Origin of the sequence: Pseudonocardia sp. Ae150A_Ps1 (assembly GCF_001932315.1) — a bacterium.
GTDB lineage: Bacteria > Actinomycetota > Actinomycetes > Mycobacteriales > Pseudonocardiaceae > Pseudonocardia.
This window is the reverse complement of the sequence record NZ_MCIJ01000001.1, coordinates 3831233-3851040: the sequence shown is the minus strand read 5'-3', so window position 1 is coordinate 3851040 and position 19808 is coordinate 3831233. Positions and strand designations below refer to the sequence as shown.

Genomic DNA, 19808 nt, shown 5'->3' with positions numbered 1-19808 from the left:
CGTACGTCGGCTCCGGCTGGAGACCCGCGACGTCGAGACGGGCCACGACCTCCTTCGACAGCTCCAGCTCGGGCGGCGCCACCGAACAGGTGGGCACCGGGGACCTGCTCCTGATGGCGCCGCAACGTCCGATCAGCTACGTCCTGGACAACATGGACGTCCTCCCGGTCCGGCTCAACCGGGCCGCGACCTGCGCCGTCGCCGAGGACCTCACCGGCGTCGAGGCCGCCCGCGTCCGTTTCGTCATGTCCCGCCCCATCGGCCCGGCCCAGGTCCGCTACTGGAAGAGCGCCGTCGGCCACGTCACCCGGAACGTCCTGGCCCACGACGAGATCGCCCGGCAGCCGCTGATCCGTGCCGACGCGTTCCGGCTCCTGGCGAGCGCGCTGATCACGACCTTCCCGAACAACGCGCTCGGCGCGCTCGGCGAGCGGGCAGCGCCGGGAACGTTCACCGCGACACCGGCCGTCCTGCGCAGGGCCGTGGAGTTCATCGACGCCAACGCCCACCGCGACATCGGACTCGCCGAGGTCGCGCGGGCGGCGCGCAGCGGTCCGCGCGGGCTCCAGCACCTCTTCCGCCGCCACCGCGACCAGACGCCGCTGGAGTACCTGCGCCGGGTCCGTCTGGAAGGGGCGCACGGCGACCTGGTCCTCGCCGTCCCCGGCGACGGCGACACGGTCTCCGCGATCGCGGCCCGCTGGAGCTTCGCCCACGCCGGGCGGTTCGCCGTCGAGTACCGGCGGGTCTACGGGCGCTCACCCGGTCAGACGCTGCGCTCCTGACCCCCTCGCGGGACACCGGTGGGCCTGCACTGCGATCGGGGCGGGCACGGGCAAGGCCGCCACACAGGGGTCGGAATGGCAGTGGCGGGGCGGACCGCTGCCTGCGACGGTGCCGGGGTGAGTGCCCCGCACCGCCTGCTGGCGTCGACACCCGAGCCCCCGTACGTCGCCGTCATCTTCTCGTCCGTCCGGACGGAGGGGGACAACGGCTACGAGGCCATGGCCCGGTCCATGCTGGCCCTCGCGTCGGAGCAGCCGGGCTTCCTCGGAGCCGAGGACGCCCGCGAGGACGTCGGCATCACGGTCTCCTACTGGCGCGACGAGGCGGCTGCCCGGGCGTGGAAGCAGGTCGCCGCCCATCTCGTCGCACAGCGGCGTGGCCGCGACGTCTGGTACTCCGACTACCGCGTGCGGGTCGCGCAGGTCGTCCGCGAGTACGGGCCGGAGTAGCCGCGGACGCTCATCCCCGCGTCGAGGTCCTGTCACAATTCCGTCGTGACATCGACGCGCGGGCCCCGGGCCGGATCGGTGTCCGTCCTGCTCCCGGTCGTGTGCGCGCTGCTCGCCGCAGGGTGCAGCGCCGCCCCGGCCCGGTCCTCCGACGGACCGTGTCCGCCGGTCGATTCGGATGTCGGGACGGTGGACGGCTGGCTGGGGTACGTCGCCGCCCATCCCGAGGACGTCGCGCTGGTCGCCGACGACGGCCGCGGCACGAGCCTGGCGCACCGGTCCGAGGCGGTGCACCCCATGGCCTCGGCGAGCGAGGCGCTGAACATGGTGGCCTACGCCCGTGCCGTCGCCCGGGGTGTCGTATCCCCGGACGAGCCCGTCCGCGTCGGGGACTGGGAACGCTGGGCAGTCCGGGGGAGCGGGGAGGACGCCCACGCGAAGGCTCTCGACCACATGGGAATCCCCAGGCAGGGGTTCCGGGCACGCGATCCGGACCAGACCGTCACCCTCGATCAGGTTGTCGAGCAGATGATGATCTGGAGCGACAACGCCGCCCCCGACTTCCTGCGGGACCGGCTCGGTGACCGGGCCCTGACCGACGCCGCGGAGGCGGTCGGCTGGCGCGACGGCGAGCTCCCGAGCACGACCGGCCTCACCGTGTTGTTCTTCGCCCCGGAGCTGATGCCCTCCTCGACCGACCGGGCCGCGCGACGCGCCGTCGAATGGCAGCTCGCCCGTCGCTACGCCTCCGAACCCGCGTTCCGCGCCGATGTGGACTCCCGGCCGGTACCCGCCGGCGTCGACGAACCCGCGTTCGTCGACGGAGGACCGGGTGGGACCGCCGGGCAGCTCGCTGCGCTCTGGAGCGCCGTCGGCCACGGGACGTTCGAGGGCGCCGACATCGCCCGGCGGCTGACCGAGCAGGACCCGGACCCCGGTCCCGGCCTGATCGGCGTCGGGGTGAAGGGCGGGAGCACGCCGGGCGTTCTCGCTCGCGGGACCGAGGTCCGTCGCGACGACGGCACGGTAGGGGTCGCCGTGCTCCTGGTGCGGCGGATGAGCCCCGAGAACACCGCCGCGGTCGCCCGGTCCAGCCAGGCGTTCAGCGACGTCGCGCAGGCCATGGCCCAGGATCCGGCGCTGCTCGAGCAGCTGCGCTGCCGGCTGCCTCAGCCCTAGAAGGCCGTCCCGGGATCTGCCGCTCAGCGGCTCCTCGTCCGTCAGGCCTCCGCTTCGCGGACATCCGTGCCCTGCTCGGCGAACGCCTTGAAGTCGAGCATGTGCTGCCGGGACTGCTTGCGGAAGACACCGCCCATGAACGGCCCCGCCAGTCGCATCAGCACGCTGCTGAACCGGTACTCGTTCTCGCTCTCCCAGAGCGTGGTGCCCGGACCGGCCTCGGTCAGGCGTTCACGCGCGGCGTTCCACATACCGTCGGCGACGATCTCGCGGTCGAAGTGGACGACGCTGCCGCTGGGGATCGCGTCCATGTCCGTCGGTTCCCGGCGCGTGATGGTCTCGGTGCACTCCATCGTCTGCTGTCCCATCTGCATGACGACGCGCGACTCGGTCCCGACCTGCCCGTGCATCCCGTTCAGCGGCTCGTGCAGCACCACCCCGCGCAGCCACTTCGGTATGTGGGCCGGGTCGGCGAGCAGCTGGGCGACCTTCTCCCGCGGCAGGGCGATCTCGATCGAGACGGTGTACTTCATCGCGGAGTGCTCCAGGGTTCTCGTAGCGAGCGGGCCACACCAGGGATCATTTATATTAGCTCACGGTTATGTTCTGTCGAGCTGCGCGCACCTCGGCGGCTCAGTCCGACCGAGTCGAGCGCAGGTGGTGGAGGGGCGGGCGACCTCCCGGCCGACCGGCTACTGTCGACCCGTACCGCACGGGCAGCGGATCTCCGACACCATGTCGACCAGGGAGACCCATGTCTGCAATCACCGTGCGACCGTTCCGGCGAAGCGACCGCGACCAGCTCACGGACCTGATCCACAGCCACGCCCACGCCGCGATACCCGGGACGCCCGTCACCGTCAACGCCGTACTGAGCCAGCTCGAGCACGAGCCGGACGAGTTCATCGTGGACACCTGGGTCCGTGAACGTGCCACCGTGGTCGGCGAGCAGCGTGGCCGGATCACTGCCGCGGCCCACGTGGTCCGCTACGGCGGCACCACCGACGTCGCCGCGGACCTTCGCGATTCCGGTGAGCTGCGCTGGCTGCTCCAATGGCCCGACGCGTCCTACTGGCCCGACGCCCACCTGGCCGGCCGCGCCGTGGCCGATGCAGCAGTAGCTGTCCTCCGTTCCTGGAACGTCCGCTCGGTGCTCGCCGACTTCGCACTCCCGGCTCCCGGGCTGACCGGCGTGCCCGAACAGTGGCCCCACGTCGTCCGGCTGCTCGACGAGCTCGGGTTCGAGAGCCGTCGAAGCGAACAGGTGCTCCTCGCCGACGTCGCAACACTTCCCGACAGCACTCGGGACGACCTCACGATCCGGCGGACCCTCGGCGAGCGCGGTACCCGATTCACCGCTCTCACCGCAGAGCAGGAGCTGGGATACGTCGAGATCGACACGACGATCGCCGGCCCGGGCCGGGTGGCAGCACCCGTCGGCTGGGCCGATGTCGGGAACCTCCGTGTCGCCGAGGACAGCCGCTGGCAGGGCGTCGGGACCACGCTCGTCGCGGCTGCTGCGCACTGGCTCCGGCTCGCTCGTGTCGATCGACTGCTTGCGTACGCGGAGCCTGACGAGTCCGAACTCGTCGCGTTCCTCCGGCGGTGCGGATTCCAGGTCGTGACGACCTGCCACCGGGGATGGGTACAAACCGGTGATGTTCGCCGAAGGACTCGTGATCAGTAGCTGCCCGGTCGGCGCGGGGCCGGACAGCGGCTGTCCCGATCCATCGGTGCGGTCAGCTCGCGGACGTGGACTGCGAGGGAGCGCCGGGGGCGCCGGGGGCGCCGGGGGCGCCGGGGGCGCCGGGGGCGCCGGGGGCGCCGCGGCGCACGATGACCTGCAGCGCGGCGACGTGGTCGTCGAAGGTCCGCCGACCACTGTCGGTCATGCGCACACGCACCCGCTTCCCGCGCCCCACACCGTCGCGCTCCAACGCCACCAGCCCGGCCTCCTCCAGGATGCCCAGCTGCTTGGACAAGGCCGAGTCCGACAGCGCCAGGCCGTCGCGAAGCAGCCCGAACTCGATCCGGTCGGTGGCCGAGAGCAGCGACAGCAGCGACAGCCGGGTCGGGGCGTGCACCAACTCGCTGAACCCGGGTGGCTGGACGGGTGGCACCGCGCTCAGCCCCGACGGTCGCGTCGGCGCGACCACAAGAACCCGCCGAGCACCATCAGCAGCATCGCCCCGGTCCCGGACACGGTCTGGTCGAACGGGACGTCGAAGAAGCGCATCGGTATGCCGATCCCCATCAGGAGCCCGTAGAACACCACGAAGCAGACGGCGACGATGGACAGCTGCTCGCCGAGCGTGCTCCGGTGTGCGGTCACGCGCGCACGCCGGTGGGCAACCCACCCCGCCACAGCGAGCACCACGAGCACCGACAGCGGCACCCCCCATCGCAGGAACCAACCAGCCGGCGCCGGATCCAGGGCGCGCAGGTCGGTCACCAGCATCTGACCGAACAGAACCACGGCCGCAAGCACGAAGAACCAGCGTGGCGTCCCCGACCACAGCGCGATCCGGGTCCCCTGCCCCCGCCGCCGACTCACCTCGGTCAAGGCCGCACGGGCCTCGTCACCATCCATTGTCCCCGCCCCCGGATCGATCACTTTCCGACCCGGCAAGTTTCTCAGATGGTGTCCTACTCGGCAACCTTCTTGGTCCGAGGCGCGAGCCGGCCCGCCTTGCTGGGTCCAGTGCGCTCGGCGGGCCCGGTCGCTCGGAGAGCATCCGAGCACGGCGACCCACTGCAACAGCATCAACCGGCGGGTAGGCGCCTCGGGGCAGCTGAACCCCGTCCACGGACGAGCGGACGGAAGATCTCGTCGACGATCGACCAGGACCTCGTCCGGCACGGCCGGAACACCGCGCAGGGCGTACCCGCCACGCAACACCGCCAGGGAGAGCGCCGCCACCCGCGGATGCACGGCCTCCGGCGGAGCTTCGCCGCGTGCCACCGCCTGGTCCACGATCGCGACCCAGGCTGCGTCCGGCGCGGCCCCTCCGGCCCGCTCGCGCAGCAGCTCCAGCAGGGCCGGCTCGTCGGCAGCCGCGGCCAGGAGATCACGCAGGATCTCCCCACGGGGCGAGGGCCAGGTCGATGACCGTGGTCGAGCAGCGCTACCGCGCCGTGCCGGCCGTCGAGCAAGGCGAACCGCACTATCAGGTCGCAGCCCAGTTCGGCGTCTCGCGCCAGACCACCACACCTGGATCACCGGCGGCTGCGTGGACGAGTTGGCCGCGTGCCCACACCGCGAACGCTCGGAGCGAGTCGCGAAGCGCGCAGCCGTTCGTGCTCCGCCATCAGGTCCCGGTCGACTCCCGGTCGGGGGACACGACGTCGGCTGTGGCCTGCACCGCCGTCTAGACCACCGGACAAGCAGCCCGACCCCACGGTGGCGAACCAGGCGCTATGCCTCCATTGGGGCGCATCCTGAAGTGACCGAAGTTCGAACTCGCGATTGTTCGAACTCGACGGGAGCATAGGTTTTCACTCGATCCAGTGAATGTCGACTATTTATCGAAGCAACGTCTAGCGTTGGTTCGATACGCTGTCATCTGGCCTGAGAACATGCCGGTCAGAGGCACCTCGAAGAGGGTGCTACGCATACAGACAATCAGCGGTTCACCGGAATTACGAGACGCTGCACACTCTCCCCGACTCCCGCCTGGAAATCGCTGCCGGATAGCGTCGCTGTCAGCGCACCGGTGATCTCCGGATGTGCATCACACCCCAGGAGAGGATGAATCATGCGCAAGTCCGTGCGTACTCTGCTCGTGTCCGCGATGGCTGTGCCGATGTCCCTCGGTGTCGCCGGGATGGCCTTCGCCGACGAGGGCGACTTCACGCAGGAGCAGGGCCAGACCACCGAGGGTGCCGTGTCCGGCGAGCAGGGCGCCAGCACCGACCAGGACAACGGGAGCTTCGCCCCCGTCACCCAGCTCAACCCGGCGCTCAACGTCTCCGACGTTCTGGGCATCAGCGACTTCGCCAACGAGGACTCCGAGGGCGGCGAGGGGCAGTCGATCGTCCAGGACAACTCGATCGACTCGACCAACGAGCAGGGCAACAGCTCCTCCACCGACCAGGCCCAGAAGAGCCTTCTGAGCCAGATCAGCGACTTCGAGGGCTGATCTACACGTCGCGTTTCTCGCGACGCCGACGGGCCGGTCCACACTCCCGGGTGGACCGGCCCGTTGCCATTTCAGGGCACGGTCAGCGCGGCTGTCGTTCATAGACTTGGCACTGACAGCCACTACAGGCCCGCGGTCTCTCTTCCGACGCGTGATCAGAAAGACCTCGCAGTTGCTCCGGGGCGCCGTCGAGCAGCTCCAGCACCGCGGCGGGCCGCTGCCTGCTCCTTCGGGAACAAGAGCCGATACCGCTCGAACGCGCATATCTGCATTACGTCCCCACAGAGCGGAACCCCGGACGACGGCTCGGGAAGGTGCGAGTGGTTCAGCGAGTATCCGGCGTCCAGGTCGTGATGGTCTTGTCGTCGTGGCGCTTGGCTGGCGGCAGCTGGCAACCGTTGGGGTCTTGCTCGACTTCCCGGCGGTGTAGCTGCTGCAGGAGTACGTGTAGCTCGGTGACGCTCGACGGTGAACATCAGTCGCTCGACCTCATCGGTGAGCTGGACGCCGGTGGCGTCCTCCTCGCTGGCGATCACGAGGTCGTCGCGGTTGAGCAGCCGCCGGCCGGGAAGAGCGATGTCGAGCGGGCCGCCACCGAAGAACGCGCGACGTGCCGGCGGGGCGCTGCTGCGGATCTGGGTGATGCGGGCCTTGGTCAGGCCGATAGCTGCCACCGAGCTGGTCCCGTGCCTCCCAAGACCGTGGCCACCCTCATGGACGCGGCGGGTCTGAGCTCGCGACAGGCGGCCGATCAGCTCGGCCACTCGAAGGTCTCGATGACGCAGGACAACTACTTCGGCCGGAAGCTCGCCCAGACGGGCGCTGCGGGTGTGTTGAAGCTTTTCAGCAATCCCGGGGGTAAACCGGGGGTGGATCTTGACGAGGATGCGGCATCAGGTGCTTGACCTGGGAGAATGTGGGCCCCCGGGGGATCGAACCCCGAACCCGCGGATTAAAAGTCCGCTGCTCTGCCGATTGAGCTAGAGGCCCCTGACCGACCCCGGCTGCACCGGGCCCGGCCCGCCACCGGATCCCCCCGGACGGTCACGACGAGCCAGGTCCCACCCTACAGCGGACCCCCACCGATCTCGTCACTGCGACACCAGGGCCGTCAGTCGGAGCGACCCTCGATCGTCTCGGTGAGCTCCCGTTTCCAGGCCTCGCGCTCGTCCGGGAAGTTCCGACCCATGTCGGAGATGCAGTCCGCGCACCGTCCGACGATCGTCAGCAGCGCGCCGTTCGAACACCGGACGCACGGGACCGGCTGCGCGAGGGCGTCCGGCGACGCCTCGGCCACATCGGCTGTCACCCGGCCACGGTAGCGGACACCCGAAGCGGTGGATCGCCACCACCACGGCGTGCCGGTACCCGACCGAAACATCCCTTTCACCCACACTGCCGGGTATGAACGTCCGTACCTCCGCCAGGGTCGCGCTGCTCGGCGCGACCGCGCTCCTCGTCGTCGCCTGTGGCGGGGGTGGGCAGACCGGCCAGGGCGACGCCGCCACCGTCGAGCAGAACGTCCAGGTGTCCGCGACCACCGCCGAGGGCGGCGACGGCCCGGCCTACACCTACGACACCGCGCTCGTCCCGGCCGGCGCGACCCTCGAGGTCAGCAGCGGCAACGACGGCGGCTCCACCACGACGACGCTGCGGGTGAGCGGGCTCGTCCCGAACCGTGCCTACGGCTCGCACGCGCACACGATGCCGTGCGGACCCGACGCCGGCGACGCCGCAGGGCCGCACTACCAGCTCTCCCAGGACCCGGTGACCCCGAGCGTCGACCCAGCCTACGCGAACCCGCAGAACGAGATCTGGCTGGACTTCACGACCGACGCCGAGGGCAACGCCGAGGCGACCAGCACCGTCCCGTGGACGTTCCCGGACGACCGGCGGGCGGCGTCCGTCGTCGTCCACGAGGAGCCCACCGCGACGCACGCCGGGCACGCCGGTACCGCGGGTGGCCGTCCGGCCTGTGTGACCGTCGAGTTCTGAGCCGTCCGGGCGGGGGCACCCGCGCGACCGGTGCCTGGGACAATGGTCCCGTGACGATCGTGCAGGACCGCCCCCGCGACGGGCGGACGGACACCCCCGCCCACCGCGAGCGGGTGCTGCCGCCGCTGCGCATCGGCCCGTTCGAGGTCGAGACGCCCGTGGTGCTGGCACCCATGGCGGGTATCACCAACCCCGGTTTCCGGCGTCTGTGCCGCGAGCAGGGCGCGGGCTACTACGTCTGCGAGATGATCACCGCCCGCGGGCTGGTGGAGAAGAACCCGCTGACGTTCCGCATGATCGCGTTCGACGCCGACGAGCACCCCCGCTCGATGCAGCTCTACGGCGTCGATCCCGACTCGATGCGGCGGGCCGCGCAGATGATCGTCGAGCGCGATCTCGCCGACCACATCGACATGAACTTCGGCTGCCCGGTCCCCAAGGTCACCCGCCGGGGCGGCGGGGCGGCGCTGCCGTTCAAGCGGAAGCTGTTCGAGCGGATCGTGAGCGCCGCCGTCGAGGGCGCCGGGGACCGGCCGGTGACCGTCAAGATGCGGATCGGCATCGACGACGACCACCACACCTACCTGGACGCGGCCCGGATCGCCGTCGACTCGGGTGCCGTCGCCGTCGCGCTGCACGCCCGCACCGCGTCCCAGCGCTACTCCGGCCAGGCGGACTGGGACGCGATCTCCCGGCTCCGCGAGCACGTGCCCGCCCACGTCCCGGTGCTGGGCAACGGCGACATCTTCTCCGCGCAGGACGCGCTGGACATGGTCGCCCGGACCGGGTGCGACGGCGTCGTCGTCGGCCGGGGCTGCCTGGGCAGGCCGTGGCTGTTCGGCGACCTCGAGGCGGCGTTCGCGGGCCGCGAGCTGCCCGCCCCGCCGGACCTGGGTCAGGTGGCGGCGACGCTGCGCCGGCACGCCGTCCTGCTGTGCGAGCACATGGGTGACCACAAGGGGATCCGGGACGTGCGCAAGCACATCGCCTGGTACCTGAAGGGCTTCCCGGTCGGGCCCGAGCTGCGGCGCAGCCTCGGGATGGTCGAGTCCATCGACCACCTCGACGAGCTGCTCACCGGGCTGGACCCGTACGAGCCGTTCCCGGCCGAGGCGGACGGCCCGCGCGGGCGGCAGGGTTCGCCGGGCCGCGTCGTCCTCCCCGAGCACTGGCTCGACGACCCGGACGACGTGTCCGTCCCCTTCGGAGCGGACGTCGAGCACTCCGGCGGCTGATCCCGCCACCACGGGGCGATCATGGTTCCCCGAGCCGGGGGAACCGGGCACGCCGAACGGGTGCCACGCCGGCTCACGCCTCAAGCGGGACCGGTGTCGTACCGATGACCCTCGTGACGACAGGTGAGACGGGAGGTGGAGGGTGACCGACACGGCCTGGTCGGTGCGCAATCTCGTGCGTTCGGCACGTCGCACCGCGCCGCCCGCCGACGGCGTCGCGCTCGACGACACCGCCCTCGACGGCGTCGCACCGTCCGATCCCGCCGCGCGCGCCGCGCTGCACACCGCCGCCGCCGAGCGGCTGGCCGGTCACGACCGCTACGAGCAGGCGTACCTGCACCTGCGCGAGGCCGTCCGGCTGCTGAACGGCCCCACCGGCGCCACGGTGGAGGACGAGCTGGACCGGCTGCGCCGCGAGCACGCCGAGGCGCGCGAGCAGAGCCGACGGGACAGCCTGACGGCGTCGTACAACCGTCGCTACCTCGACGAACGTCTCGTCGACCTGCTCGGCGACGGGACCGGCCGGGTCTGCCTGGCACTCGCCGACATCGACCACTTCAAGCAGGTCAACGACACCCACGGGCATCCGTTCGGGGACCGCGTCCGGCAGCGGATGGTGCACGAGCTGGGCCGGGAGCTGCCGCGCGGCGCCTTCTGCGCGCGCTACGGAGGCGAGGAGTTCGCACTCGTCCTGCCCGACGTCTCCGCCGACGAGGGGATCGCCGCCTGCGAGGCGGCCCGGGAGCGGGTGGCCGCCCACGACTGGTCCGCGCTCCACCCGGAGCTCCGGATGACGATCAGCATCGGCGTCGCGCACGCCGTCCCCGGCACCTCCGGGACCGAGGCGCTGGTCGACGAGGCCGACCTGCTGCTGTACACGGCCAAGCAGGCCGGCCGGAACGCGGTCGCCCACCGGTCCGGCGACGGCAGGGTGACGCTCGCCGGAGCCGCGTCCGGACGTAGGTCGATCCCCCAACCGGACGCCGGTCGGAGCCGCCCCGGACCCGCGACACCGCCCCCTCCCGAATAGAATCGGCGCCGGACGCCCGGCCGGCGTCCGTGGCCCGCGCCCCCCCCGAACGGCGCACGGCCACCGCGCGTCCCGGAGCGGACACGCGACGAGGAGGCCCGGTGCAGGACGACGACGACGCGCGCCGGTCCCGGCGTACCCGTCGCCGGGCCGAGGGCGAGGACGCACGCCGCGCCGCGCAGGAGCGCGGGCCCGCCGACCACCCCGCGCCCGTGGAACCCGACCGTCCCGCGCCCGTGGACCCCGACCGGCCCGGCACCGGTGCCCGCCCACCGGCGGGGCGGTCCGGCTCCGGCCCGACGCCTCGGCCCGGCGGCGCCCCTGGCCCCGGCACGGCCTCCCCGAGCGGGGTCATGCGCGTGCGCGGCGGACGGGTGCCCCGCAGCCCCGGCGGCCCGACACCGGCCGACCCGTCGTCCGGGCCCGACACCGTCCCGCCCGGTCCCCCACGAACCGGCCCCCCACCCTCCGGGCCGGCACCGTCCGGTCCAGCACCGTCCGGTTCCCATCCGTCCGGTTCCCATCCGTCGGGCCCGACGCCGCGCGGTCCGGTGCCCCCGGGCCGCGGACCCGCCGGCCACTCCGGCGCCGTCCCCTCGGGGCCCGTCCCGCCGGGTCCGGTCCCGCCCGACGCGCGTCCCGCGTCCGAGGCACCGCAGCGCTGCCCCGTCACGGGCCAGGGCGGCCCGGGCGGCCCCGGGACGTCGCAGCCGAACCGCGTCCCGCCGTCCGGACCGGGTGTGCCGCAGCCCGACCGGCCCGACCGACGGCCGCACGCGTCCGGCCCGGGGAGTACGCCTCCGCGGCCGGACCGGGCGCCCGCGAACGGCCCGGACCCCACCCGGTCCCGCCCGCAACCGGCGCACGGCACCCCGCCGCCCGCACCGGGCGCCACGGCGGAACCGGCCCGCGCCACCGGCCGGGGCCGCGGCGCCACGGACTCCCGCCGCACCGAGGCGTTCGACGCCCTGGTCCCGCGCCGGCTCCGCCGCCGCTACGCCGACGACGACGCTGCGGCCGACGCTGCGGCCGACGGCCGGAAGGGCCACGACGACGGGGCCGACGCCGACCACGAGGCCCGCGCCACTGCCGTCGACGACCGCGACACCACCGAGGACGAGCCCGGCACCGCGACCCCGGCGCCCGCAGGACCGGCCCGTCGGCGCGGCCCGCTGCGGATCGCCGCGGCGGCGGCCGCCGTCGTCGTCCTGGCGGCGACGGCGTTCGGGTTCGCCGGCCGCGGCGAGGTCTACGACGGCGTCCGCTCCGTCGCCGCACTCGCCCCGGACTCCGACGCGGTCCTCGACGCCGAGCTGCAGGCCGGCGACCGGAACGTGCTGGTGCTGGGCGTGCAGGCGGACCGGGCCGGAGCGCCCGAGGCCGCCCGCACGGACACCGCCGTCCTCGTCCACCGGCCGGCCGGTGGCGCCCCGGCCGTGACCCTGTCGGTCCCCGCGACGCTCGAGGTCCCCCGGCCCCCGTGCCGGCGCTGGGACGCCGCGACCGGCTCCTATGGCGAGACCGTGCCCGCCGAGTCCCGCACGGCGTTCGCCACCGCCTACGACATCGGCGGCCCGGCCTGCACGGTCGGCGTCGTCCAGCAGCTCACCGGGATCCCGGTGAGCGGGTTCGTCGCGTTCGACCTCGCCGGCGCCCCCGACCTGGTCGGTGCGGTCGGCGGCATCGAGGTGTGCACCGAACGGCCGGTCGTCGACCCGGTGCTCGGCCCGGTCGTCGAGGGCGCCGGTCGGGTCCCGCTGGACGGCGAGGCAGCCGTCCGCTTCGCCACGGCCTCCGGTGCGGGCGACAGCTCCCCCGCCAACCGGGTCCAGCGCCAGCAGCGCGTGCTCGCCGCGGCTCTGGGAGACGCGCTGTCGACGTCGTCGCTGCTCACCCCCGGTGCGCCGGGGCGCTCCGCCGAGGGCGTGGTCGGCGCGCTCACCGCGGACGGCGTCGACGCCGGCGAGATCCTCTCCCTCGCGCAGGGGCTCGGTCGCGCCGGTACCGCGGGCGACGGCAGCACCCCGGTCTTCCTGCCCCTGCCGGTCTCCGAGGCCCCCAACACCCGCAGCCACCTGGAGCTGCAGCGCAGCGACGCCCGTGAGCTCTTCGCCGCGCTGCGCGAGCACGAGCCGCTGCCCGAGTCGGCGACCGCGCCGGCGGCCCGGGCCGCCGACGCGCCCGCGGCCGGCACCACCGTCGACCTGGTGGACGCGACCGGGCGCCCGGGCGCCGTGGACCAGGTCGCCGAGGACCTGCGGGCCCGCGGCTACGAGATCGGGGCGGTCACCACCGGCCCGGCCACCGACCGCGCCGAGGTCCGCTACTCCCCCGACAACACCGACGCGGCCGGTGCGCTCGTCGGGACGCTGCCCGGTACCCGGCCCGCCCCGGACCCGACGGGCAGCGGGGTGCTGCGGCTCGTGGTCGGCGCCGGTGACCGGGAACCCGCCCAGGCCGTCCCCGCCACCGACGCCGACTGTTCGTGAGCCGACGTCCCACCTGCCCGAACGGGCGAACGTCGCCCACCGTTCACGGTGGGTTCACTCACTGAGGCTGCCCTACGGAAGAGGTCGCTCTAGGCTCGTGGCATGCGCGACGAGTACCAGGTGCAGCTGGACGAGCTGGCCTCCGGCCTTGCGGGGATGTGCGACGACGTCGCTCGCGCGATGGAGAACGCCACCCGCGCGCTGCTGGAGTCGGATCTCCAGCTGGCCGAGCAGATCATCTCCGAGGACGTCCGGATCGACGACGTCCGCGCCGACGCCGAGCACCGCGCCTTCGGGCTGCTCGCGCTGCAGGCCCCGGTCGCGACGGACCTGCGGGTCGTCGTCGCCGCCATCCACGGCGCCGGTGACCTCGAGCGGATGGGCGACCTGGCCCTGCACGTCGCCCAGGCCGCACGGCGCAGGCACCCCCAGTCGGTCGTCCCGGACGAGATCAAGCCCTACTTCGCCGAGATGGGCCGGGTGGGCGTCCAGCTCGCGGAGAAGGCCGGCCAGGTGATCCGCAGCCGTGACCTCGAGGCCGCCACCGAGCTCGAGGCCGACGACGACGCGATGGACGACCTGCACGAGCACATGTTCACCGTGCTGATGGACCGCAACTGGACGCACGGGGTGTCCGCAGCCGTCGACGTCGCCCTGCTGGCCCGGTTCTACGAGCGCTACGCCGACCACGCCGTCGCCGTCGCACGCCGGATCGTCTACGTCGTGACCGGCCAGATGCCGGGTCCGCTCGCCGTCTGACCGTCCGCCGGTCACCCACCGCACACCCGGTCGACCGGCCCGTCGCCGACCGGTCGCCGGATCGGGTTTGGTCCGTGGGCCGTGGGGGCACCCCGCGTCCATGGAGCATGCGGGCTGCGTCGTCACAGAGGTGGTGGGCACCTCCGACGAGAGCGTCGAGGAGGCGATCCGGAACGGCATGGTCCGGGTCGGGCAGTCGCTCGAGTGGTTCGAGGTCACCGGCGTCCGGTCGACCGTGCTCGGATCCGCCGAGCGCTTCCAGGTGGACCTGAGGCTCGGCGTACGCCGGGCCGCATGACCCACCACACCTTCGCGACCGCCGCGGCCGTTCACCAACCGTTCACCGGCACCGGGCCGAGCCGGTCCGTGGACCCGAACTAAGGTCGTCACATGCGCAGGGAGACGCTCGACGACAATCTCGAGCAGCTCCAGCTGATGCTCGACGAGATGAGCCCGCTGGTCGCCGCCGCCTTCCACCGCGCCTCCGACGCACTGCTCCACGACCGTATGCGCCTCGCCGAGCAGGTCGTCGCCCGTGACTCCATCACCGACGGGCACCGGGCCGCGATCGAGCTGCTCGCCGTGGAGACCATGGCGCTGCACCAGCCGACGGCCACACCGCTGCGGGCCGTCGTCACCGCGCTGCGCTGCTCCCAGCAGCTGGAGCGCATGGGGGACCTCGCCCGGCACGTCGCCGAGGTGGTCGCCCGCTCCGGCGACCGGCCGGCCCTGCCCGAGCAGGCCCGCCCGCTGTTCACCGACTACGGCGCCCGCGTCGCGGCGATGGGTGACAAGGCCGTCGAGGTGCTCCGCACCCGCAACGTCGTCCTGGCCTGCGAGCTGGAGTCCGACGACGACGCCGTCGACGCCGCGCACCGTTCCGTCTTCGAGATGATGTTCGGCTCCGACTGGGACGCCGGGGTGCCCGCCGCCGTCGACGTCGCCCTGCTGGCCCGCTTCCACGAGCGCTACGCCGACCACTGCGTCCACCTTGCCGAGCACGTCGTCTACGCCGTCACCGGCACCACCCCGGACCAGGTCTCGCTCTGACCCCGGCGGCCGCTCGGGTCAGAACGGTGCCGGGATCCAGCGCAGCGGGACGACGGGGGTGGCCGTGTCCGGCGGTGCGTCCCGTTCGGGCAGGTGGACCTTCTTCCGGGGGACGTGCTCGTACGGCACCCGGTCGAGCAGGTGCGTGATGACGTTCAGCCGGGCCCGGCGCTTGTCGTCGGAGTGCGCCACGTACCAGGGCGCCCAGGCGGTGTCGGTCGCGGCGAACATGGCGTCGCGGGCGCGCGAGTAGTCCGCCCACCGCGTGTAGGACTCCAGGTCGATCCCGGACAGCTTCCAGACCTTGCGGGGATCGTCGATCCGGCTCTCCAGCCGCCGCGTCTGCTCGTCCGCGCTCACCTCGAGCCAGTACTTGACCAGGACGATCCCCGAGTCGATCATCGCGCGTTCGACCTCGGGCGTCATCGCGAGGAAGCGGGTGGACTGTTCCTCGGTGCAGAAGCCCAGGACCCGCTCGACGCCGGCGCGGTTGTACCAGCTCCGGTCGAAGATCACGACCTCACCGGCGGCCGGGAAGTGGGAGACGTAGCGCTGCAGGTACATCTCGGACTTCTCGCGCTCCGTCGGCGCCGGGAGCGCCACGACGCGGAACACCCGCGGGCTGACCCGCTCGGTGATGGCCTTGATGGTGCCGCCCTTGCCCGCCGTGTCGCGGCCCTCGAACACGATGCAGATCTTGGCCCCCGTCGCCTTGACCCACTCCTGGAGCGCGACCAGCTCCCCGTGCAGCCGGCGCAGCTCCCGCAGGTACTCCTTGCGCTTCATCCTCGGCCGCTCGGCGACCCCCGTGGCCGGGGCCGCACGGACGTGGCCGTCGTGGACCACTGTGTGCTCGTGGTGCTTGTGGTGTTTGTGGTGCTTGGACATCGCGGCTCCCCACGGCGTGGACTACCCGGACCTGGACGGGACCCGATCGGCCTGCCGCCGTCCGACGGCCTTGCCGCCCTCCCAGAGCAGGAGCAGGCCCACGGCGGGCACGATCGCCCAGAGGAACTGCACGGCGCTGATGTCGACGGTGCCCAGCAGCCGGTGGAAGACGTCCGACTGCCCGACGAGGACGGCGAGGGCGATCTCGACGACCGCGGCCCGGTTCATCTGCTTGCTGTCGAAGGTGTCGAGCGTGAACACGGTCGCGGTCGCGCTCCGGCACTCGAAGGCCGCGACGACGAGGCACAGGGTGAAGGCCGTGAAGGCGATCGTCTGCCCGACGGCGGGATCCGCGAACGTCCGCTGGGCCAGTGCGATCAGGATCAGCAGCGCGGCGCTGACGGCGAGCCCGGCGAGGCCGACGGTGACCATCAGCCCGGGCGTCATCACGGACTCGTCGCGGGGGCGCGGGCGGAGCCACATGAGGCCGGGTGTCTCGCGGTCGAACCCGAGGGCGAACCCGAAGGCCGCGTTGACGACGAAGTGGATCCACAGCACCTGGGCGGGTGTGAACGGTTCGCCCGCGGCGATGTCGAACAGGGTCGCCCCGAGGAAGGTGAGGACGAAGACGACCAGCAGCAACAGGACGAAGCGGATGTACTTGGTCAGGTTGTCGTAGATCTTCCGGCCCTGCTCGACGGCGAAGACGATCGTCGAGAAGTTGTCGTCGGAGAGGATCATCCGGCCGGCGTTCCGGGCGACGTCGGTGCCGGACCCCATGGCGATCCCGATGTCGGCGGCCTTGATGGCCGGGGCGTCGTTCACGCCGTCACCGGTCATCGCGACGACGTCGCCCTTCTTCTTCAGCGTGTCCACCAGGAGCACCTTGTGCTCCGGGGCGACCCGGCCGATCACGCCGATCTCGTCGATCCGGGCCAGCCGCACGTCCTCGGGGAGGGCGGCGAAGTCCGCGCCGAGCACAGCGGTGCCCCGGATGCCGAGCTGCTCGGCGATGGCGGCACCGGTGGTCACGTCGTCGCCCGTCACCATGCGGACCCGGATGTTCGCCGCCTGGGCCTCGGCCACGGCCTGCTGGGACTCCGCGCGGGGCGGGTCCACCATCCCGACGAGGCTCGTCAGCTCGAGGTCCGTGACGAGGGCGAGCAGGTCGCCGTCGGCGTCGAACGCACCGGGATCGACATCGCGCACCGCGGCGGCCATCACCCGCATCCCGGCCTGCTCCATGCGCACCATGTGCCCGGTCGCCCGCTCCGCGAGCCCGGCGTCCCACCGTGCCGGGCCGTCCGCCGAGAGCGCCGACGACGCCCGGTCCATCACCGCGGGCGCCGCGCCCTTCACGAAGCAGCGCACCACCGGCCGCCCCGCCGCGTCGGCCGCGGTGTGGAAGGTGGCCATCAGCTTGTAGCCGGGGTCGAAGGGCAGCGTGGCCAGGCGCGGCAGCCGCGCGCGGGTCGCCTCCACGTCCAGTCCCGCCTTGTGCGCCAGCACCAGCAGCGCCCCCTCGGTCGGGTCCCCGACGACCCGGCCGTCGACGAGCTGCGCATCGCTCGCGAGCACGTACGGCAGGATCGCGGGCTCGATCGACGCCGCGCGACCGGCCGCGTGGTGGACCGCCCCCGCGAGCTCGTAGCCGCTGCCCGAGACGGTCCAGCGGTCACCGACGTCGACGACCTCGACCGCCGTCATCTCGTTCCTCGTTAACGTGCCGGTCTTGTCGGAGTTGATCGCGGAGGTGAAGGCGAGCGTCTCGACCGACGGCAGCTCCTTCACGATCGCGTTGCGCGCGGCGAGATCGACGCCGCCGACGGAGAGGATCCACTGCGTGACCGTCGGCAGCGCCTCCGGGACGGCCGCGATCGCCAGCGCGACCGCACTGACGAACAGCACGTCCCAGGCCTCGCCCCGGCCGCGGCCGAGCACGAACATCACCAGCATCGTCAGCCCCGCCGCGGCGGCGATCCACAGCGTCAGCCGGTCGAGCTCCCGGGTGAGCGGTGACTTCTCCCGCTCCGTCCCGGCGAGCATCGAGGAGATCCGCCCGAGCTCCGTCCGTGCTCCGGTGCCGGTGACGATCACCGTCCCGCTCCCGTGCGTGACCGGGGTGTTCGTGAAGGCCATGTTCGTCCGGTCGCCCGGCCCCGGGGCACCGCCGGCGTCGAGGGTGGCGACGTCCTTCGACGCCGGCGTGCTCTCGCCGGTCAATGCCGACTCGTCGATCTGCAGCGCGCTCGCGACGACGATGCGGCCGTCGGCCGGGACCTGGTCGCCCGCGGAGATCAGCACGACGTCGCCGGCGACCACCTGCTCGGCCGGGATCTCGGTCGAGGTGCCGTCGCGACGGACCCGCGCGGTCGCCTTCATCATCGATTTGAGCGCGTTCATCGCGCTCTCGGCCTTGCCCTTCTGCCGCAACCCGATCACGGCGTTGAGCACCGTCAGGGCGAGGAGCAGCACCGCGGTGCCCCACTCCTGCACGAACAGCGAGACGACGGCCGCGGCGAGCAGGATGAGCTGCATGTAGCTGCGGTACTCGTCGAGGAACCGGACCCAGCCGGGTTTCGGCTTCTCCTCGGGCAGCGCGTTCGGCCCGTGGATCCGCAGCCGGTCCTCGGCCACGGCCGTCGAGAGCCCCTGGCCGGGATCGACGCCGAGGGCCTCCGCGACCGCGGCCGGTGTCCGCGCGAACCAGTCGTCACCCGTGGCGGCCTCCCGGCCGGCCGGAACGTCGGTCCTCATGGCCGGGCCTCCGATCCGCTCGCGCCGCGCCGCGGAGTCCCGCGGCGTCACGCCGGCCGGGCGGGCCCGGACCGGCAGGACGTCGTCCGGACCGATGGAAGACCGCCGGTCCGGCCGCGGCCACACCCGCTACGGGTGAACGGAGGGGCGTCCCTCGGTTGCGGGGCCGCGGGGCCGACGGCCCCCACCGAACGGGCGCACCGCGGGTACGACGCACGACGGCCCCGGTACCCGTCGCGCGGGTGCCGGGGCCGTCGTGTGCCGGGGGCGGCTCAGCCGAAGCGGCCGGACACGTAGTCCTCGGTCGCCTTCTGCGTGGGCTGCGAGAAGATCGTCTTGGTCTCGTCGAGCTCCACCAGCTTGCCGGGCTTGCCGGTGCCCTCGATGTTGAAGAAGCCGGTGAAGTCGCTGACCCGCGCCGCCTGCTGCATGTTGTGGGTCACGATGACGATCGTGTAGTCGTTCTTCAGCTCGTTGATCAGGTCCTCGATCGCGAGCGTGGAGATCGGGTCCAGCGCGGAGCAGGGCTCGTCCATCAGCAGCACGTCGGGACGCACCGCGATCGCGCGGGCGATGCACAGCCGCTGCTGCTGTCCACCGGAGAGGCCCGAGCCCGGCTTGTCCAGCCGGTCCTTGACCTCGTTCCACAGGTTGGCGCCACGGAGGGAGCGCTCGACGGTGTCGTCGAACTCGCCCTTCGACGCCTTCCTGTTGTTCAGCTTCATGCCCGCGATCACGTTGTCGTAGATCGACATCGTGGGGAACGGGTTCGGCCGCTGGAACACCATCCCGATCTGGCGCCGGACGCCGACCGGGTCGACGTTGGTCCCGTAGAGGTCCTGGCCGTCGAGCTCGAGCTTCCCCTCGACGCGGGCGCCGGGGATGTTCTCGTGCATCCGGTTGATCGACCTCAGGAAGGTCGACTTGCCGCAGCCGGACGGGCCGATCAGCGCCGTGACCGTCTTCGGCTTGATCACCATGTTGACGCCCTCGACGGCGAGGAACGACCCGTAGTAGATGTTCAGGTCCTTGGCTTCGACACTCTTGCCCAT

At 72.5% G+C, this 19808-nt stretch carries 20 protein-coding genes, 1 tRNA gene and 1 pseudogene; 13 read left to right on the top strand and 9 right to left on the bottom strand.

Features of this window, described 5'->3' with window-relative positions:
* Positions 1 to 89 precede the first annotated feature (89 nt).
* The 3 genes from Ae150APs1_RS18015 (at position 90) to Ae150APs1_RS18005 (ending at position 2414) form a co-directional block, all read left to right on the top strand.
* Positions 90 to 785 carry a helix-turn-helix transcriptional regulator gene (locus tag Ae150APs1_RS18015; protein WP_075299138.1) on the top strand — a complete coding sequence of 232 codons (696 nt, stop codon included), beginning with the start codon at positions 90 to 92 and terminating at the stop codon, positions 783 to 785.
* Positions 786 to 902: 117 nt separating this feature from the next.
* Entirely contained in the window at positions 903 to 1235 is a 333-nt protein-coding gene (locus tag Ae150APs1_RS18010; RefSeq protein WP_249266381.1) for an antibiotic biosynthesis monooxygenase, read from the top strand.
* Positions 1236 to 1280: 45 nt separating this feature from the next.
* Positions 1281 to 2414 carry a serine hydrolase gene (locus Ae150APs1_RS18005; protein ID WP_139316966.1) on the top strand — a complete coding sequence of 378 codons (1134 nt, stop codon included), beginning with the start codon at positions 1281 to 1283 and terminating at the stop codon, positions 2412 to 2414.
* Positions 2415 to 2455: 41 nt separating this feature from the next.
* Here the strand turns inward: Ae150APs1_RS18005 and Ae150APs1_RS18000 are convergent, their stop codons facing one another.
* Entirely contained in the window at positions 2456 to 2947 is a 492-nt protein-coding gene (locus tag Ae150APs1_RS18000) for an SRPBCC family protein (protein WP_075299135.1), read from the bottom strand.
* Positions 2948 to 3168: 221 nt separating this feature from the next.
* On the opposite strand from Ae150APs1_RS18000, the gene Ae150APs1_RS17995 reads away from it, so the two are divergent.
* The gene (locus tag Ae150APs1_RS17995) at positions 3169 to 4101 is read left to right on the top strand and encodes a GNAT family N-acetyltransferase (RefSeq protein WP_075299134.1); all 933 of its coding nucleotides are present in this window, start codon (positions 3169 to 3171) and stop codon (positions 4099 to 4101) included.
* 52 nt (positions 4102 to 4153) lie between these two features.
* Here Ae150APs1_RS17995 and Ae150APs1_RS33710 read toward each other — a convergent pair whose 3' ends face one another.
* The 3 genes and pseudogenes from Ae150APs1_RS33710 to Ae150APs1_RS30530 all read right to left on the bottom strand — a co-directional run.
* Positions 4154 to 4534, bottom strand: a complete 381-nt coding sequence (locus tag Ae150APs1_RS33710; protein ID WP_075302256.1) for a transcriptional regulator — start codon at positions 4532 to 4534, stop codon at positions 4154 to 4156.
* Between the two features lie 5 nt (positions 4535 to 4539).
* Positions 4540 to 5028 (bottom strand): hypothetical protein, encoded by a 489-nt coding sequence (locus tag Ae150APs1_RS33705; protein ID WP_249266611.1) that lies wholly within the window; start codon positions 5026 to 5028, stop codon positions 4540 to 4542.
* A 300-nt stretch (positions 5029 to 5328) separates the two neighbouring features.
* Positions 5329 to 5625: pseudogene (locus tag Ae150APs1_RS30530) on the bottom strand (TetR/AcrR family transcriptional regulator C-terminal ligand-binding domain-containing protein); the annotation flags it as partial.
* A 544-nt stretch (positions 5626 to 6169) separates the two neighbouring features.
* Here Ae150APs1_RS30530 and Ae150APs1_RS17980 point away from each other — a divergent pair.
* Together Ae150APs1_RS17980 and Ae150APs1_RS34660 are read left to right on the top strand one after the other, a co-directional pair.
* The gene (locus tag Ae150APs1_RS17980; protein WP_060574165.1) at positions 6170 to 6553 is read left to right on the top strand and encodes a hypothetical protein; all 384 of its coding nucleotides are present in this window, start codon (positions 6170 to 6172) and stop codon (positions 6551 to 6553) included.
* Between the two features lie 455 nt (positions 6554 to 7008).
* Positions 7009 to 7458, top strand: a complete 450-nt coding sequence (locus tag Ae150APs1_RS34660; RefSeq protein ID WP_075299132.1) for a hypothetical protein — start codon at positions 7009 to 7011, stop codon at positions 7456 to 7458.
* A 12-nt stretch (positions 7459 to 7470) separates the two neighbouring features.
* On the opposite strand, the gene Ae150APs1_RS17970 is transcribed toward Ae150APs1_RS34660, so the two are convergent.
* Both Ae150APs1_RS17970 and Ae150APs1_RS17965 read right to left on the bottom strand, forming a co-directional pair.
* Positions 7471 to 7543 (bottom strand) — tRNA-Lys (locus tag Ae150APs1_RS17970).
* Positions 7544 to 7664: 121 nt separating this feature from the next.
* Positions 7665 to 7862, bottom strand: coding sequence for a hypothetical protein (locus Ae150APs1_RS17965; protein WP_139316965.1), 198 nt, complete (start codon positions 7860 to 7862; stop codon positions 7665 to 7667).
* 95 nt (positions 7863 to 7957) lie between these two features.
* Between Ae150APs1_RS17965 and Ae150APs1_RS17960 the strand changes: the two genes are divergently transcribed.
* The 7 genes from Ae150APs1_RS17960 to phoU (Ae150APs1_RS17930) all read left to right on the top strand — a co-directional run bounded on the left by Ae150APs1_RS17960 (position 7958) and on the right by phoU (Ae150APs1_RS17930) (position 15111).
* On the top strand, positions 7958 to 8548 hold the full coding sequence (locus Ae150APs1_RS17960; RefSeq protein WP_075299131.1) for a superoxide dismutase family protein: 591 nt from the start codon (positions 7958 to 7960) through the stop codon (positions 8546 to 8548).
* Positions 8549 to 8664: 116 nt separating this feature from the next.
* The gene (gene dusB, locus Ae150APs1_RS17955) at positions 8665 to 9783 is read left to right on the top strand and encodes a tRNA dihydrouridine synthase DusB (protein ID WP_139317136.1); all 1119 of its coding nucleotides are present in this window, start codon (positions 8665 to 8667) and stop codon (positions 9781 to 9783) included.
* A 142-nt stretch (positions 9784 to 9925) separates the two neighbouring features.
* Entirely contained in the window at positions 9926 to 10813 is an 888-nt protein-coding gene (locus Ae150APs1_RS17950) for a GGDEF domain-containing protein (protein ID WP_075299129.1), read from the top strand.
* Positions 10814 to 11553: 740 nt separating this feature from the next.
* Positions 11554 to 13302: an LCP family protein gene (locus tag Ae150APs1_RS17945; protein ID WP_139316964.1), complete on the top strand. Its 1749-nt coding sequence runs from the start codon at positions 11554 to 11556 to the stop codon at positions 13300 to 13302.
* Positions 13303 to 13404: 102 nt separating this feature from the next.
* On the top strand, positions 13405 to 14061 hold the full coding sequence (gene phoU, locus Ae150APs1_RS17940) for a phosphate signaling complex protein PhoU (protein ID WP_010228002.1): 657 nt from the start codon (positions 13405 to 13407) through the stop codon (positions 14059 to 14061).
* Positions 14062 to 14194: 133 nt separating this feature from the next.
* Positions 14195 to 14359, top strand: coding sequence for a dodecin domain-containing protein (locus tag Ae150APs1_RS17935; RefSeq protein ID WP_249265924.1), 165 nt, complete (start codon positions 14195 to 14197; stop codon positions 14357 to 14359).
* A gap of 92 nt (positions 14360 to 14451) precedes the next feature.
* Positions 14452 to 15111, top strand: a complete 660-nt coding sequence (gene phoU, locus Ae150APs1_RS17930; protein WP_075299125.1) for a phosphate signaling complex protein PhoU — start codon at positions 14452 to 14454, stop codon at positions 15109 to 15111.
* 18 nt (positions 15112 to 15129) lie between these two features.
* Here the strand turns inward: phoU (Ae150APs1_RS17930) and ppk2 are convergent, their stop codons facing one another.
* From ppk2 to pstB, 3 genes are all read right to left on the bottom strand, one after another.
* A complete protein-coding gene (gene ppk2, locus Ae150APs1_RS17925; protein WP_083680205.1) occupies positions 15130 to 15999 on the bottom strand; it encodes a polyphosphate kinase 2 in 870 nt (289 codons plus the stop codon).
* Positions 16000 to 16020: 21 nt separating this feature from the next.
* Positions 16021 to 18756 carry an HAD-IC family P-type ATPase gene (locus Ae150APs1_RS17920; RefSeq protein ID WP_075302252.1) on the bottom strand — a complete coding sequence of 912 codons (2736 nt, stop codon included), beginning with the start codon at positions 18754 to 18756 and terminating at the stop codon, positions 16021 to 16023.
* A gap of 272 nt (positions 18757 to 19028) precedes the next feature.
* Complete coding sequence (gene pstB, locus Ae150APs1_RS17915; RefSeq protein ID WP_060574174.1) at positions 19029 to 19808, bottom strand: phosphate ABC transporter ATP-binding protein PstB; 780 nt, start codon at positions 19806 to 19808, stop codon at positions 19029 to 19031.

What these genes read in the sequence shown, in the direction of transcription:
- Ae150APs1_RS17995 (WP_075299134.1), top strand. Translation starts at nt 3,169, where the DNA reads ATGTCTGCAATCACCGTGCGACCGTTCCGGCGAAGCGACCGCGACCAG.
- Ae150APs1_RS17960 (WP_075299131.1), top strand. Translation starts at nt 7,958, where the DNA reads ATGAACGTCCGTACCTCCGCCAGGGTCGCGCTGCTCGGCGCGACCGCG.
- Ae150APs1_RS18000 (WP_075299135.1), bottom strand. Translation starts at nt 2,947, where the DNA reads ATGAAGTACACCGTCTCGATCGAGATCGCCCTGCCGCGGGAGAAGGTC.
- phoU (WP_010228002.1), top strand. Translation starts at nt 13,405, where the DNA reads ATGCGCGACGAGTACCAGGTGCAGCTGGACGAGCTGGCCTCCGGCCTT.
- pstB (WP_060574174.1), bottom strand. Translation starts at nt 19,808, where the DNA reads ATGGGCAAGAGTGTCGAAGCCAAGGACCTGAACATCTACTACGGGTCG.
- ppk2 (WP_083680205.1), bottom strand. Translation starts at nt 15,999, where the DNA reads ATGTCCAAGCACCACAAACACCACAAGCACCACGAGCACACAGTGGTC.
- phoU (WP_075299125.1), top strand. Translation starts at nt 14,452, where the DNA reads ATGCGCAGGGAGACGCTCGACGACAATCTCGAGCAGCTCCAGCTGATG.
- Ae150APs1_RS17920 (WP_075302252.1), bottom strand. Translation starts at nt 18,756, where the DNA reads ATGAGGACCGACGTTCCGGCCGGCCGGGAGGCCGCCACGGGTGACGAC.
- Ae150APs1_RS17980 (WP_060574165.1), top strand. Translation starts at nt 6,170, where the DNA reads ATGCGCAAGTCCGTGCGTACTCTGCTCGTGTCCGCGATGGCTGTGCCG.